Source organism: Shimia sp. SK013, from assembly GCF_001292625.1.
Taxonomy (GTDB): domain Bacteria; phylum Pseudomonadota; class Alphaproteobacteria; order Rhodobacterales; family Rhodobacteraceae; genus Shimia.
On the sequence record NZ_LAJH01000013.1, the window covers coordinates 233013 to 247792 of the forward strand.

The following is a 14780-nucleotide window of genomic DNA, read 5'->3' on the forward strand; positions in this document are numbered from 1 at the left end:
AGTCTTACCCCAGCGAGACCCAACCGGCGTTTTTGCGGGAACTGGTCACGCAGGCATCGACAAATTGCACGCCGGCCAATCCGTCGGAAATCCCGGGAAGTGGTGGGTCTGACGGCAAACTTGCCCCCGGTGTATGCGCACGGATCACGTCAGCCGTTTGCGCATAAAGGTTGGCAAAAGCCTCAAGGTATCCTTCAGGGTGGCCACCGGGCGTGCGGGTCAGGTCTTCAAACGCCGCCCCCATGCCGGACCCAGCGCGGGTCAGGATTTGCGTCGGCTTGCCAAACTCGGTGAACAGCATCTGGTTTGGGTTTTCCTGCGCCCACTCGATGCCGCCTTTGGAGCCGTATACCCGCAGCTTGAGCGCATTTTCATTGCCCGGCGCGACTTGGGAACACCAAAGCATCCCCCGCGCACCACCTTGAAAACGCAGCATCACATGGGCGTTGTCGTCGACTTGCCTTCCTGCCACAAAACTTTGCAAATCCGCGCTCAGCGCTTCGGGTGTCAGACCGGAAACAAAACATGCCAGATTGAAGGCATGCGTGCCGATGTCACCGGTTGACCCACCGGCGCCAGACCGCGCCGGATCTGTGCGCCATGCGGCCTGTTTGTTGTCACCGTCCTGCGCCTCGGTCAGCCAGTCTTGCGGGTACTCCACCTGCACCACGCGAATGTCGCCCAGCGCGCCGTCCGCCACCATTTGCCGCGCTTGGCGCATCAGAGGATACCCAGTGTAATTGTGCGTCAGAATGAACAGCGCCTCCGAGCTTTCCACCGCCTTCGCCAATTTGCGCGCGTCCGGCAAATTAGAGGTCAGCGGTTTGTCGCAGATCACGTGGATACCGCGTTTGAGAAACTCCCGCGCCGCCGGATAATGCACATGGTTCGGCGTCACGATGGCCACGGCCTCGATGCCGTCTTTCAATCGCGCCTCGCGGATCGCCATCGCCTTGAAATCATCATAGGTACGGGCCGGATCAAGCCCAAGCGCCGCGCCGGATGCCTGTGCCTTTGCCGGCGTCGAGGACAAGGCCCCCGCCACCAGATCAAACTGCCCGTCGATACGCGCGGCGATGCGGTGTACCGCGCCAATAAAGGCGTCGTTCCCACCGCCCACCATGCCAAGTCGAATTGGTCGCGTCATGGCTCAGATCCCCAGCATACGTTTGTTGGTCACGTCATCTGCTCCGGTGTCGGCAAAGTCATCAAACGCCTTTTCCGTCACGCGAATGATGTGGTCGCGCACAAAGGCCGCGCCTTCGCGGGCACCGTCTTCGGGATGCTTCAAACAGCACTCCCATTCGACCACGGCCCAGCCATCAAAGTTGTTGGCCGCCATCTTGGAAAACACCGCGTTGAAATCGACCTGACCGTCGCCCAACGAGCGGAACCGTCCAGCGCGATCCACCCACGGTTGGTAGCCGGAATAGACACCCTGTCGGCCTGTCGGATTGAACTCCGCGTCTTTGACGTGGAACATTTTGATCCGGTCGCGATAGATGTCGATGTTGTCCAGATAATCCAGACATTGCAGCACATAATGGCTCGGATCATAAAGCATGTTGCAGCGCGGGTGATTGTTCACGCGCTCTAAGAACATCTCAAACGTGATCCCGTCATGCAGATCTTCACCCGGATGGATTTCATAACAAATATCCACGCCCATCTGATCCGCGTGGTCCAGAATGGGCCGCCAGCGGTTTGCCAGCTCCTCAAACGCCGTGTCAATCAAACCCGCAGGCCGCTGTGGCCAAGGGTATACATACGGCCACGCCAGCGCGCCGGAAAACGTAACATGCTGATGAATTCCAAGGTTATAACTTGCGGTGATGGCCAATTTGACCTGCTCCACCGCCCACGCCTGTCGCGCTTTTGGATTGCCATGCACTTCGGGTGCGGCAAAGCCGTCAAAAGCCTCGTCATAGGCTGGATGCACGGCCACCAATTGGCCTTGCAGATGGGTGGATAATTCGGTGATCTCAACGCCGTTTTCCTTGGCCACGCCAACCAATTCGTCGCAATAGCTGCGCGAACTTGCTGCTTTACCAAGGTCAAAAATGCGTGCGTCCCAGCTTGGCACTTGAACACCTTTGTATCCGCAATCGGCCGCCCATTTGGTGATGCTGTCCCATGAATTGAACGGTGCCTCGTCCCCTGCAAACTGCGCCAGAAACAGCGCGGGACCTTTGATGGTTTTCATTGTCTTTCTCCTGTTGCCGGGGGTGGTTGTGGCAAGAGGACGATTGGGAGAACGCCCTCTTGCCGAATTTCCCTAAATCGTCGACTTAGAACGGGGAGTCAGGGAAATAGAAGCTGGCCGCGTTTTCCTGAGTGATCAGGGTCGCGCCCAGAATGTAGCGACCGGCCACAGGACCGTTAGATTTGAACGCAGCCACGGTCACATCCATCGCTGTGGCGATCATGCTTGGTGGATAGAGAACGTCGACTGGAACCAGCTCGTTGCCATCCATGATGCCTTTGATGGTTTCCTTCATGCCAGCACCGCCAACAACGAACATACCATCGCCATCACGACCCGCCTGCTTCAGCGCAGCCACAACACCAATCGCGATGTCATCATCCTGTGCCCAAACCGCGTCGATGTCGGGGAAACGCGACAGGAAATCCTGCATCACTTCGAAACCGTCATCGCGGTTCCAGTTGGCGTGTTTGTGGTCGAGGATATTGACGCCAGAGCCTTCCATTTCGGCCATAAAGGCATCGAAACGCTCGTTGTCGATCAGCGTCGGAATACCGCGCAGAACCACGATGTTGTCACCGGATTCCAGACGGGTTTTCATGTACTGCGCCGACACACGACCCAGCTCAGGATTGTTGCCCGCCACATAGATGTCTTCGATGCCAGGCTGGCTCAGACCGCGGTCTACCACAGTAATCAAAGCGCCCGATTTCTTGACGTTCAGCACTGGATCTGTGAGCGGCTCGCTTTCAAACGGCAGCACCACAAGCGCGTCAATGCCATGCACCGACACAAGGTCTTCCAGCGCGCTGGCCTGTGCGGATGGATCAGGCGAGTTGATCAGCACCAGATCCACATCGGGATACAGTGCCTCAAGCCGCTTTTCTGCCTGTTCGGCATGCCAGTTCATACCAGCCGCCCAAGCGTGGGTCGGTGTCGGATAGCTGACCCCGATCTTGATGGTTTCGGCACTTGCGAACCCTGCCAACGACATCGTCGCCGCAACCGCCAGTGTGCTGATTTTGCTAAGTGTTTTCATGTCTTCCTCCCTAGGAATTTGGACGCACCTCTCCTGTCCGGTGGCGCCCGGTTCTTTCGCGCAAGTTTTTGCGAGAAACTTAGTTGTTCTTGTGTTTCCGGCCCCAATCACCGCGTTGCAGCCAGACCGCAACGATGATGATCAGACCCTGCATGGTCCCATTCAAATAGTTGGAAATCATATCGGTAAAGTTCAGAATATTGCCGATGGTTGTTAGGATCAGTGCCCCGAGAATGGTGCCGCCTATACGACCATAACCACCCTTAAGAACTGTGCCGCCAATGATCACCGCCGCGATGGCTTCAAGCTCCCAGAGCACACCGGTTGACGACGACGCCGAGCCCAATCGTGGCACATAAATGATTGTCGCCAGCGATACGCACAGGCCCTGCAAAACGTAGGTCCAGGTCTTGATCCGGTCGACCCTGATCGCGGAATACTTTGCCACGCTCTCGTTCGACCCGATCGCCGTGCAATAGCGGCCAAAAGCGGTGCGGTTGAGCAGCAGCCAGCCACAGATCGCCACCACGATGAACACCCACACTGGGATCGGTAAACCAGCAAAGCTGTCATAGTAAACTGGGCGATACACGCCGCGAATGTCATAGTTCAGCGACAGCGTGCCGCCGTCCGCAAAATAGGTGACCAGCGAGCGGAAGATACCCATCGTGCCCAGCGTCACAATGAAGGCTTCGATTTTGCCTTTGGTGGTCAGAAAACCGTTGATGAACCCTGCGCCAAGACCAAGGATCACACTGCAACCGCAGCCAATCAGAACCGTGGTCACACCTGTGCCAAATGTCTCCACCGCGCCGTTCATCACGATGATCATGACCCCCGCAATGACGGCGGCCATAGACCCGACCGACAAATCGATCCCACCAGCGGTGATCACGAAAGTCGCGCCAACCGCAATGATCCCGATAAAGGCGGACCTTGTCAGCAGGTTGGTGATGTTGCCCTCACTCAGAAAGGCTGGATTGAGCAGAAAACCAATGATGCACAGAATGATCAATGCAATCGCCGGTCCGGCCGTTTTAAAGTCAAAGTTTTGAAAACGGGATTTTTGTGTTTGTGTCATGGCGGTCTCAGTCATGGTTTGTCTCCCGCTTCAGCCCAGCGGCATAGCGCACGATTTCATTTTCGTTGATGTGATCACCGCTCAGAATTCCGGTAATCTGGCCCTCGCGCATCACCGCAACCCGGTGGCTGACGCCGATGATTTCCGGCATCTCCGACGAGATCACGACGACCGACACGCCTTCGGCGGCGATGGCGGCGATAAAGTGATAGATCTGCTGTTTTGTTCCTACGTCGATGCCGCGCGTCGGCTCGTCGATAATCAGGATACGCGGGTCACATTCCATCACCTTGGCCAGCAACAGTTTTTGCTGATTGCCGCCTGACAGATCACCCACATCGATATTGGCGTCGCGCGACCGAATGTCGAAACGACGCACGGCGCGTTCCATCGCCTCGGTTTCTGCTTTGCGATCCACAGATCCGTTGCGCACGAATTTCGGCAAAGCAAAAAGCGTCAGATTTTCGCGCATCTTTTTGTCAAGCAACAGGCCTTTGCCTTTGCGGTCTTTTGTCAAATAGACCACGCCCGCATCGCGGGCCTTGGACACCGATGTAAACTCGGCGGGTGCGCCGTCAAAAAGCACCTCGCCAGCGTCAATCGGCGCGAGGCCACAGATTGCTTCAAACACCGCCGTGCGCCCAGATCCGATCAGACCCGAAAACCCAAGAACTTCGCCTTTGCGCAGGTAGAAACTGACGCCTTCGACGTCGGGCGCATAAAGGTTTTTGACCTCCAGCACACGGTCCGCGTCAACATCCGCCTCATTGATCGGTGGATACAGATCGGACAATTCTCGACCGACCATCATCTGCGCCATGGCGTCCAGTGTCAGGTCGCCGGCGTCCTGTGTGGCGATCCACTGACCGTCGCGCATCACGGTGACCCGGTCCGAAATTTCTTTCACCTCAGTCAGCTTGTGGCTCACGAAAATGATCGCAACACCCTGCTCCTTGAGCCGTGCAATCTGCTCGAAAAACAAACTGGTTTCGGCCTCGGTGAGTGTCGCCGTTGGTTCATCCATGATCAGAACCCGCGCATCGCGGCTCATGGCTTTGACGATTTCAACCATCTGCTTTTGAGCAATCGACAGGTCGGAAATCCGATCCCCCGGCGCGATGTTCAAACCAATGTCGTCAAGGTAACCCTGAACAACATCTGCCATCCGCTGTCGGTCGAGCCGTCCGCGATGGGTGATCTCACGTCCAAGGAAAACATTTTCCTCAACCGTCATCTGCTCTGCGAGGTTCAGCTCCTGATGGATCAAAACAACGCCCAGCTTTTCGGTCTCGCCATTGGGCGGCAAGCTCATTTCCTGGCCGTCCATCAGGATGCGGCCCGAGGTGGGTTGGTGAAAGCCCGAGAGGATTTTCATCAGCGTGGATTTGCCCGCACCGTTCTCGCCAATCAGCGCGTGAACTTCGCCGGCTTTGATATCCATCGACACGCTGAACAGAACCGGGACGGTTCCGAACGACTTGCTGATACGCTCGGCGCACAGCACCGACGCCGCTATGGTCTGGCCATCTGGCACAGCCTCTCCTCCCATGTTCCTCCTGCGGCTTTCACCGCTCTCCTAACTTCGATGTAAACCTTTTCATTGGCCATGTAAACCTTTTCATAAATCGATGTAAACCTTTTCACCACTTACGCAAAAGGCTATACCTGCCTTAACAGCATTGATTTACAAAGCGAATTGAACTTCGCAGACAGGCACAAAATCCGGTGACGGAAGAGACCAGAAAACCCGCGACAATCGAGGATGTCGCCAAGCTTGCAGGCGTCTCAATCGCCACTGTCAGCCGTGCGATTCGCAACCCCGAGAAGGTCGCTGAAAGCACCCGCAAGAAGGTCACCGCCGCGATTGCCCGCACCGGGTACACTGCAAACGCAATGGCCCAGAACCTGCGGATGAAGCGTTCGCAAATGGTTATGGTGCTTGCCCCGTCGATTGCTGATCCGAACTTTCCGACCATCCTGATCGGTCTTGAAAAGATCGCCAATGAACGCGGCTACGGAGTGCTTATTGGCAATACCGAAGGCGAGATCGCACTCGAAGAGGCCCACATGCGATTCCTGTCCACGGGCATGGCTGACGGGCTTGTGCTGCTCACCGGTCATGTGCCCGTCGCGGGCGGCCCACACGCCACTCCGGCGCAATTGCCACCCACCGTTGCGGTTGGACGCCCGATCGAAACCGAAGACCTCGCCTATGTCGGTGTTGACGACGTCGCCGCGTCAAAAATGGCCACCGAATACCTGGTGTCGTTGGGCCACCGTCGCATCGTTTATGTCACGGGCGGGCCGGGCAACATCGTCTCGGAACTGCGCGAAAATGGCTATCGACTTGGCCTTGCTGAATACTCCGAACCGCTGGAAAGCTGGAGCATCGACGGCGACAGCAGCTCTGAAAGCGGCCGAGCCGCGGTCGAACGCCTGTTCATCAAAGATACGTTGCCCACTGCGTTCTTCTGCTTCAATGACAACACGGCGATTGGAGTGATCTCGGCTCTGCGCCTGCGCGGCTATCGCGTGCCTGAAGACTTCTCCGTGATCGGTTTTGACGACATCCCGTTTGCCAGCCACATCACGCCCGCTCTGACCACAATCCGCCAACCGCGCAGCCAGATCGGCGAACGTGCGATGACGTTCCTGCTGGATGGGCTGGAGACCCGCCAAAAGCCCCGACAACACGAGCTTTTGCATGGTGATCTGGTGGTGCGTGAAAGCTGCGGACCCGCGCCTTCTTCTGCACATCAACTGACCCGTCGAGACACCCCCTAAAACGGCGAAAGCCGCCGCTCCGACAGGAGCAGCGACTGCCGCGGGAGGTCTCGTGAACGCTTCAGGAAAAGAGCATTCCGCCGTTCACATCAATATTGGTGCCGGTTACGAAAGACGACTCGTCGCTGGCCAAGAAGCCGACCACTTTGGCCACCTCTTCGGATGACCCTTCCCGCTTCAGCGGCGTGATACCGGCTACGTGTTCGCGCACCGCATCGGCTGTAAACGTGTTGTGGAAATCTGTGTCGATCATGCCGGGGCACAAGCTGTTGACGCGAATATCAGGCCCCAACTCTTTGGCCAGTCCACGTGTCAGCGTCATAACGGCGCCTTTAGACGCGCCATAGGCCGCCGCGCCAGGGCCACCTCCGTCACGCCCTGCTTGGGACGCCAAGCCGACGATGGACCCGCCCTTGGCCATATGCGGCAAGCTCGCCGAGACCATCAACATAAATGACGTCAGGTTCACGTCCATGACCGCATTCCAGTGCGCCAACGTCATCTCGGACATTTTCACCCGCTTAAGCAACCCGCCGGTCACATGCACCAACACATCAACGCTTCCGAATTTGGCAACGGTTGCATCAACAATCGCGGCAACGTCGGCCTCTTTGGTCAGGTCGCCTTGCATCGCCAGAGCTTGCCCGCCTGCAGCCTCGATCTCGGCCACAGCGCTTTCGGCGCCAGTCGAACTTGCAAAATAGTTTATGACAACGTTGGCCCCGCGCGCGGCCAGTTCCATCACACAGGCGCGCCCGATGTCGCGCCCGCCACCCGTCACAATTGCCGTTTTGCCCTTGAGATCCATGACACCCTCTTTGTGCTGCGGCCCGCGAATTGGCGGACCTGTTTCATCACAGGAGGTATCGCAGGATGGCGCCTTTATCAATACAAATATTTACAAATTCAGATCCCGCCAAGAGACGCTGTGGCAATGCGACGGATCCAGCTTATCGCGCTGATAGTAAAGTATTTTTTGGATCATCCCCATGGAAAGGACCGAAAAATTCACGCCAGAGGATCACTGTGATTTGCCAATAACTTACAAATTTCCACAATCAAGAGACGGGCTTACTGCCCTTCAAACACCCGCATCCGGGCGTTATCCACATGGGCACGCATCGCCAAACGTGCGGCTTCGCTGTCGCGTGCGTCGATGGCTTCCATAATCGCATAATGCTCGCGCTGGACCATCTCCATCCGCTCTTTGGGTTTGGTCAGAGACAGATTGCGGGTCAGGTTCAGGCCAATCAGGATATTGGGCTTCATCGACGCGCGCGCAGCTGAGAAATACTGATTGCCAGACGCCGTGCAGATCGCCTCGTGAAAAAGCTCATCCGTGTCCACGCCCAACTCATCGCGCGCCACGCAGCGGTCCAACTCCTCCAGAGCTGCCCGCATCGCTTTGAGGTCGGCGTCACTGCGCCGCGCTGCTGCCAGAAAGGCCGCCTCGCCCTCGATTGCCACGCGAAATTCGAAGGTACGTTGAATATCCGCAATCGAGCCCACTGGCGCAAAATCCAGCACTGCGCCTTCGGGGCGACGCTGCACAAACGATCCGGATCCCTGCCTTGAAACGACAACACCGTCTTCGCGCAACTGCTTCAACGCTTGCCGCAACACCGGACGAGACACTTCCAACTGCTCACTTAGCTTGTGTTCTGTCGGAAGCTTTGCCCCAACCGCAAATTCGCCGCTTACGATCATCGACAAGATGTTTTCATAACACCGATCCGACAACGTACGGTCTTTGCCACGGCGGGCAGCGGTTTTCACATTGGGGTCTTCAAGGGTCATCGGTTTTTGCGTTGCCTCCACGAAGCGAATTTTTCGGCGGTACCCGGATCGGTCGGCGGATACAGCCCGAATGTTGACACGCCCTCTTGCACCATTTCCAGAACGAAGTCTTCAAAGACTGTCATTTCTGCCGACTCTGTGGCGATTTGTTCCACAAGATGCGCCGGAATACACACCACACCCTCGCCGTCACCGACGATCACGTCACCCGGAAAGACCGAAACGCCACCACAAGCCACCGGATCGTTGATCGCAACCGCGTGGTGGCTGATCAAATTGGTCGGCGCACTTGGGCGTGTGTGATAGGCGGGCATGTTCAGCTCGGAAATCTCCGGCGTGTCGCGAAACCCACCATCTGTCACAATGCCTGCGACGCCTTTGGTCTGCAAACGCGTTACCAAAATACCCCCCGCCGATGCTGCCGAGGCATCCTGGCGCGAGTCGATCACAAACACCGCGCCTTCGGGACACTCTTCGACGCCTTTGCGTTGCGGATTGTCCCGATCGGCAAAGCTTTCGAGCATGTCCAGATCTTCACGCGCGGGAATGTAGCGCAAGGTATATGCCTCGCCGACCATGTTCTTGCCGGGATTCAGCCGATGTGGTCCCTGAAAGAAAATGTTGCGAAAGCCGCGCTTGAACATCGCAGTGGTCAGGGTTGCGGTGCTGACATCCATCAACATGTCGCGGATTTCTTTGGTCAGAACAGTCATAGGGTTTCCCTCAGTCAAACAGCGATGGCAGGAACAAAGACACCGCCGGCACATAGGTCACAAGAATCAACGCGAACAGGATCGCAAGGTAGAACGGCCAGATCGTTTTGAGCGTTTCTTCGATCCGGATACGCCCAACAGCACAGCCGACAAACAGGCAGGTGCCCACCGGAGGCGTACACAGACCAAGCCCAAGGTTCACCAACAGCATGATGCCAAATTGCTCAGGCTCCATGCCAAGGTTCTTTACGATAGGCAAAAAGATCGGCGTACAAATCAGGATCAGCGCTGCCATGTCCATAATCATGCCCAACACCAGCAGCATCAGGTTGATCATCAGCAGGATCGCGAATTTGCTATCCGAGATGCCTAACATGAACGAGCCAAGCTTGTCCGGCACTTGATAGAGCGCCAGAAGATAAGCAAAGGAGCTGGCAAACCCGATCAGAACCATAACCATCGCGGTGGTGCGTACGGCTTGAACAACAGCGGTTTTGAACCCATTCCAATCCAGCGAGCGATAGACAAAGAACGTCAGCAACAGCGCATAAATTGCACCAAAGGCACCGGATTCCGTCACAGTAAAGACGCCAGACAGCACCCCACCAACGATGATCACAGCGGTAACCAAACCTGGCAACGCGGCGAGCGACGAACGCCAGACCTCACCCCACCCAGGGAACTTCTCCGCTGGGTAGTTGTGTTTCACTGCAATGATATAGGCCGCCACCGCTAGGCAGACACACATCAGGATACCCGGCACAACGCCCGCGAGGAACAGTTGCGAAATCGACAGACCGCCACCTGCGGCAACCGCGAAAATGATCATGTTGTGGCTGGGCGGAATGACGATGCCCGCAATTGATGAGGTCACGGTGACGTTCACCGCATAGTCGGGCCGATAGCCGCGCTCTTTCATCACCGGAATGAGGATCGAGCCAAGCGCCGAGATGTCTGCAACCGCTGACCCCGAGATACCGCCAAACAGCATGCTGGAGAAGATGTTCACCGACGCAAGGCCACCACGAATGTGCCCCACGAGCGCCGAAGCGAATTTCACCAATCGCGCGGCGATCCCGCCGTGCAACATCAACTCGCCGGCAAAGACAAAAAACGGGATCGCCAACAGCGAAAACACCGAAATGCCCGAAACAGAGCGTTGAAAAGTGATCAGCAGAGGGAAGCCCTCGTACCAGAATGCGGCGGCTGCGGCGATGCCCATGGCGAACGCCACCGGCAGACCAATAATCACACAACCGAAGAATGCGCCCAGAAGCAGTGCCAAACCCATCTTACACGACCTCTCCGTCGATATAGCTTTGTCCGCGCATCATCAGCGCAAGACGGAAAAGGGCGCGAAACCCGGCGAAAATGCACACCAGACCGCCACACAACAGGGCAGACAGGGTGCGAAAACTTTCTGGAATATTCAGCATCGGCAACATGGTCGACCAACCGAACTGAAACAGCTCAAGGCTCGCCACCATCATCAAAGCACCAAACACCGAAAGAACGACGTCGTTGAACAGGCGCAACGCGGCACTCACTTTGGGGCCCATTGCGTCGCGAAACAGTGTGACACCCAAATGGGTCTGCTCATGCACACCGGCCGCTGCGCCAAGATAGGCAATGTAGCACACCAGCAAGAGCGCCAGTTGCTCTACCCACGTTGGTGTCGCGTTCAGCACGTACCGGCCAAACACCAGCCAGCCAAACGTGGTCACCAAAACCACCAACGCACAGGACGCGGCGAAAATGCAGAGATTGCTAAGCCATCCCAGAATGCGCTCACCGCGATTTATCCAACCGGGATATTCTTGCACTGTCTTCCCCCCAATTTCGAAAAAGAGAGGCGCCCCACGTTTGCCGCAGGGCGCCTGCCAAATTTGTTAACTCAGATCATTCCGCGTTGCGGAACAGGTTGACCAGATCGGTCATTTCCGGGTTTGCAGACAAGAAGCTGTCATAGACAGGTGCCATCGCCGCCTGGAAAGCCGATTTGTCAGCAATCTCGTTCACGGTGACGCCGCCGGACTTTACAATTTCCATCGACGCCATTTCGCGCTTCTGCCACAGCTCACGCTGCAACTCGGTGGATTTGCGACCAGCTTCGCGTACAGCAGCCTGTTGATCCGCACTCAGCGCATCAAAAGTCTTTTTCGCCATGCACAGACACTCAGGGATGATCAAGTGCTGCGACATGGAGTAGTACTGCGCAACTTCAAAGTGGCTTGTGGATTCGTAAGATGGTGGGTTGTTTTCCGCACCGTCCACAACACCGGTCTTGATCGACTGGTACACTTCGGCAAAGGCCATCGGTGTGGCGTTGCCGCCCATGGCTTCGATCATGCCAACGAACAGGTCGTTGTTCATGACGCGCACTTTCATGCCTGCAACATCATCAGGTGTGTTGATTGGCTTGATAGAATTGTAAAAAGAACGTGCGCCTGCGTCATAGTAACCCAGAGCAACAATGCCTTTTTCTTCCAGTGCTTTACCAAGCGCTTCACCGCCGGCACCATCCATCAGTTCATACATCTGTGGAACAGATTTGAAAATGAATGGCAGCGACACAACGTTGGTCGCTGGAACGGCCTGACCCATTGGGCCGAGGCTGAAGACACCAAAGTCAATGATGCCAAGGCGCAGTTGCTCGATCGCGTCAGGCTGAGAGCCCAGAACGCCCGAATGGAATACTTTGCCCTTGATGTCGCCACCGGTGGCTTCGGTCACGTCCGCCATGAAAGCTTCCATGCCATGCGACACGGGATAGTCTTCAACGTGGATGTTCCAACCGCGCCAGTCTTTGGCTTCGGCTGCCAATGGCAGCATCATGCCCGCAGCTGCTACCGCTGCGGTCAGAGTCTTTTTCGAAATCATCTTCGCAAATGTCATTTTGTCCTCCTCCTGACAATTTGTCAGATTTGTAACTCCCACACATTACAAATTTTCACAACAATTTATTTTGTACCTTGCAACTTACCATCGACGAAAAAGTGGCCGCACCCCTAATTTCAAAGGCGCGGCCAGTCAGTGCCGTTCGTTTAACAACGCGGCACGGAAGGGTTCTGTTGTCTCATAGGTCAGGCATGTTCTGATAACTCACCGGCCGCAAAAAGCGACGAATCGACAGCGTGCCCACCGAGGTGGCCCCAAAGTTTGTCGACGCCGGATACGGGCCGCCATGTACCATCGCATCGCAAACTTCGACGCCGGTCGGGAACCCATTGGCCAACACACGGCCTGCTTTGCGCTCCAACACAGGCAGCAGGCGCCGCGCCTCTTCATGATCAGAACCGTCCATTTGCAGCGTGCAGGTCAACTGACCATGCAGCGATTTGGCCAAGGCCAACCGCTCTTCTTCATTCTCAACCGTCACAACCATACCCAATGGCCCAAACACCTCTGTGCCCAACGCCTCATCCTCAAGCCAGGCTTGCGCCGTCGCCTGAAACAACTGTGGCGTTGCTTCGCGCGGCCCTCCGGTCGTTGCCAACACCTGCCGAACAGCCTTGGCTCCGGCCAACTGTGCCGTACCGATGCGATACGCTGACGCTATGCCGTCGGTCAGCATAGTTTGCGCCGCGACAGTTTCGAGTGCATCGCTTGCCGCCGTAACAAACGCCTCCGCCTGTGCGCCTTGCCGCAAGACCGCGATCCCGGGGTTGGTGCAAAACTGTCCCGCCCCCATGGTCAACGACGACGCCCAACCGACAGCAATTTCATTGCCGCGCGCCGACAGGGCTCCATCCATCACAAACATCGGGTTGACCGATCCAAGTTCCCCAAAAAACGGGATAGGTTCGGGGCGCGACGCGCAAAGATCAAACAAGGCGCGACCGCCGCCCAATGAACCTGTGAACCCGACAGCACGGATCAGCGGATGCTGTACCAATGCCTGGCCAACGGCGCGATTGCCGCCTTGGATCTGGCTGAACACGCCTGGATGTAGACCGCAAACTTTAATCGCCGCCTCGATGGCCTGCGCTACGATGTCTGAAACTCCGGGATGCGCCGAATGGCCTTTGACCACAACAGGACAACCAGCCGCCAACGCGGCCGCGGTATCGCCACCCGCGGTAGAGAAGGCGAGCGGGAAGTTGGAGGCACCAAACACAGCAACCGGACCAATCGGGCGTTGTCTCAGTCGAATGTCAGGCCGTGGCATAGGCGCGCGATCCGGCAAAGCGGGATCAAACCGCTCGTCCAGATAGCTGCGCGCCTCAATATGATCAGCAAACAAACGCAACTGGCCCGTTGTACGCCCCCGCTCACCTTTCAGCCGACCTTCGGGCAAGCCGGTTTCTTTGACACCCATTGTCGTGATGTCCGCGCCACGCTGTTCGATCTGATCGGCAATTTCACGCAAAAAGGTCGCGCGCGTCGCGTCGTCCGAATAGCCATAACTCCAGAACGCCGCCTCGGCCTCTTCGCAGGCACGCGTGACATCTGCCACAGTACCGCGCGCAAAATAGTCTTCGTCGCCCTGTACCGGTTCATTGGCAAATGTCTCATCGCCGCCAGCCCAGTTGCCGGCAATCAGGTGTTTTCCGATCAGCATGTTGTGTCCTTAATTCGTCAAGTTGTGCAGTCGCTGAGTGCCCAATTCCGCACCGACGTCTTACCGACGCGATGCAGACGCTTTGCAGACAGGGACATTTGGTCGTCAGTCACCACAGGTTGCGGTAACCTGTCAATCCAAATTTTACAAATTATTACAACTTTGGAGGGGCGGGATGGCGAGAGCGAGTGTGCCTCAGAAGGGCAATTGTACAACCGCCGCCGAAGTGCCCCGCAAGGAAACATGCACATCTGCCCCGACTGTCGGGGATTAACACAACCGGTTGTGTACGCACGTGTCCGTCGAAGACCCAGTGCCGGGGGCTTTGCGCCACTTCCAACAATAAGCAGGTCTATGCTCGCAGGCCTGTTCTCTGACGTTTTGGGACAGGGCAAAACTCCAGTTCAGGCAATCTTCCAGCGATTTTTGCCATTTCTGATGATTTTGACGCCTCATCAGTCCGAATATCACGTCGGCTACGCTTTAGAAGCTGAGATCCATGTTCCAGAAACAACAAAACCGCCCCGGAGGGCGGCTTGGTTTAAAACATCGTAATTGAGAGATACGTATTATACGAGGTCGTTTACTAGGTCTGGCGATGA

Annotated in this window: 13 protein-coding genes; 1 reads left to right on the plus strand and 12 read right to left on the minus strand. The window is 56.6% G+C overall.

Annotated elements, in window-relative coordinates:
• Positions 1 to 4: 4 nt before the first annotated feature.
• From SHIM_RS13430 to SHIM_RS13450, 5 genes are all read right to left on the minus strand, one after another.
• A complete protein-coding gene (locus SHIM_RS13430; RefSeq protein ID WP_054003175.1) occupies positions 5 to 1147 on the minus strand; it encodes a Gfo/Idh/MocA family protein in 1143 nt (380 codons plus the stop codon).
• Positions 1148 to 1150: 3 nt separating this feature from the next.
• Complete coding sequence (locus SHIM_RS13435; RefSeq protein WP_054003176.1) at positions 1151 to 2203, minus strand: sugar phosphate isomerase/epimerase family protein; 1053 nt, start codon at positions 2201 to 2203, stop codon at positions 1151 to 1153.
• Positions 2204 to 2288: 85 nt separating this feature from the next.
• The gene (locus SHIM_RS13440) at positions 2289 to 3242 is read right to left on the minus strand and encodes a substrate-binding domain-containing protein (protein ID WP_054003177.1); all 954 of its coding nucleotides are present in this window, start codon (positions 3240 to 3242) and stop codon (positions 2289 to 2291) included.
• A 79-nt stretch (positions 3243 to 3321) separates the two neighbouring features.
• Positions 3322 to 4338: an ABC transporter permease gene (locus SHIM_RS13445; protein ID WP_054003178.1), complete on the minus strand. Its 1017-nt coding sequence runs from the start codon at positions 4336 to 4338 to the stop codon at positions 3322 to 3324.
• On the minus strand, positions 4331 to 5872 hold the full coding sequence (locus tag SHIM_RS13450; protein WP_054003179.1) for a sugar ABC transporter ATP-binding protein: 1542 nt from the start codon (positions 5870 to 5872) through the stop codon (positions 4331 to 4333). The genes SHIM_RS13445 and SHIM_RS13450 overlap by 8 nt, the downstream gene beginning before the upstream one ends.
• Before the next feature lie 176 nt (positions 5873 to 6048).
• On the opposite strand from SHIM_RS13450, the gene SHIM_RS13455 reads away from it, so the two are divergent.
• The gene (locus SHIM_RS13455; protein WP_054003180.1) at positions 6049 to 7107 is read left to right on the plus strand and encodes a LacI family DNA-binding transcriptional regulator; all 1059 of its coding nucleotides are present in this window, start codon (positions 6049 to 6051) and stop codon (positions 7105 to 7107) included.
• A 61-nt stretch (positions 7108 to 7168) separates the two neighbouring features.
• Here SHIM_RS13455 and SHIM_RS13460 read toward each other — a convergent pair whose 3' ends face one another.
• From SHIM_RS13460 to SHIM_RS13490, 7 genes are all read right to left on the minus strand, one after another.
• A complete protein-coding gene (locus SHIM_RS13460) occupies positions 7169 to 7915 on the minus strand; it encodes an SDR family NAD(P)-dependent oxidoreductase (protein WP_054003181.1) in 747 nt (248 codons plus the stop codon).
• Between the two features lie 263 nt (positions 7916 to 8178).
• Positions 8179 to 8904, minus strand: coding sequence for a FadR/GntR family transcriptional regulator (locus tag SHIM_RS13465; RefSeq protein ID WP_054003182.1), 726 nt, complete (start codon positions 8902 to 8904; stop codon positions 8179 to 8181).
• Positions 8901 to 9617 carry a ribonuclease activity regulator RraA gene (locus SHIM_RS13470; RefSeq protein ID WP_054003183.1) on the minus strand — a complete coding sequence of 239 codons (717 nt, stop codon included), beginning with the start codon at positions 9615 to 9617 and terminating at the stop codon, positions 8901 to 8903. The genes SHIM_RS13465 and SHIM_RS13470 overlap by 4 nt, the downstream gene beginning before the upstream one ends.
• A gap of 10 nt (positions 9618 to 9627) precedes the next feature.
• Complete coding sequence (locus SHIM_RS13475; protein WP_054003184.1) at positions 9628 to 10908, minus strand: TRAP transporter large permease; 1281 nt, start codon at positions 10906 to 10908, stop codon at positions 9628 to 9630.
• A gap of 1 nt (position 10909) precedes the next feature.
• On the minus strand, positions 10910 to 11440 hold the full coding sequence (locus SHIM_RS13480) for a TRAP transporter small permease (protein WP_241488870.1): 531 nt from the start codon (positions 11438 to 11440) through the stop codon (positions 10910 to 10912).
• 76 nt (positions 11441 to 11516) lie between these two features.
• The gene (locus SHIM_RS13485; protein ID WP_054003208.1) at positions 11517 to 12497 is read right to left on the minus strand and encodes a TRAP transporter substrate-binding protein; all 981 of its coding nucleotides are present in this window, start codon (positions 12495 to 12497) and stop codon (positions 11517 to 11519) included.
• Positions 12498 to 12693: 196 nt separating this feature from the next.
• Complete coding sequence (locus tag SHIM_RS13490; RefSeq protein WP_054003185.1) at positions 12694 to 14178, minus strand: aldehyde dehydrogenase (NADP(+)); 1485 nt, start codon at positions 14176 to 14178, stop codon at positions 12694 to 12696.
• Positions 14179 to 14780 lie beyond the last annotated feature (602 nt).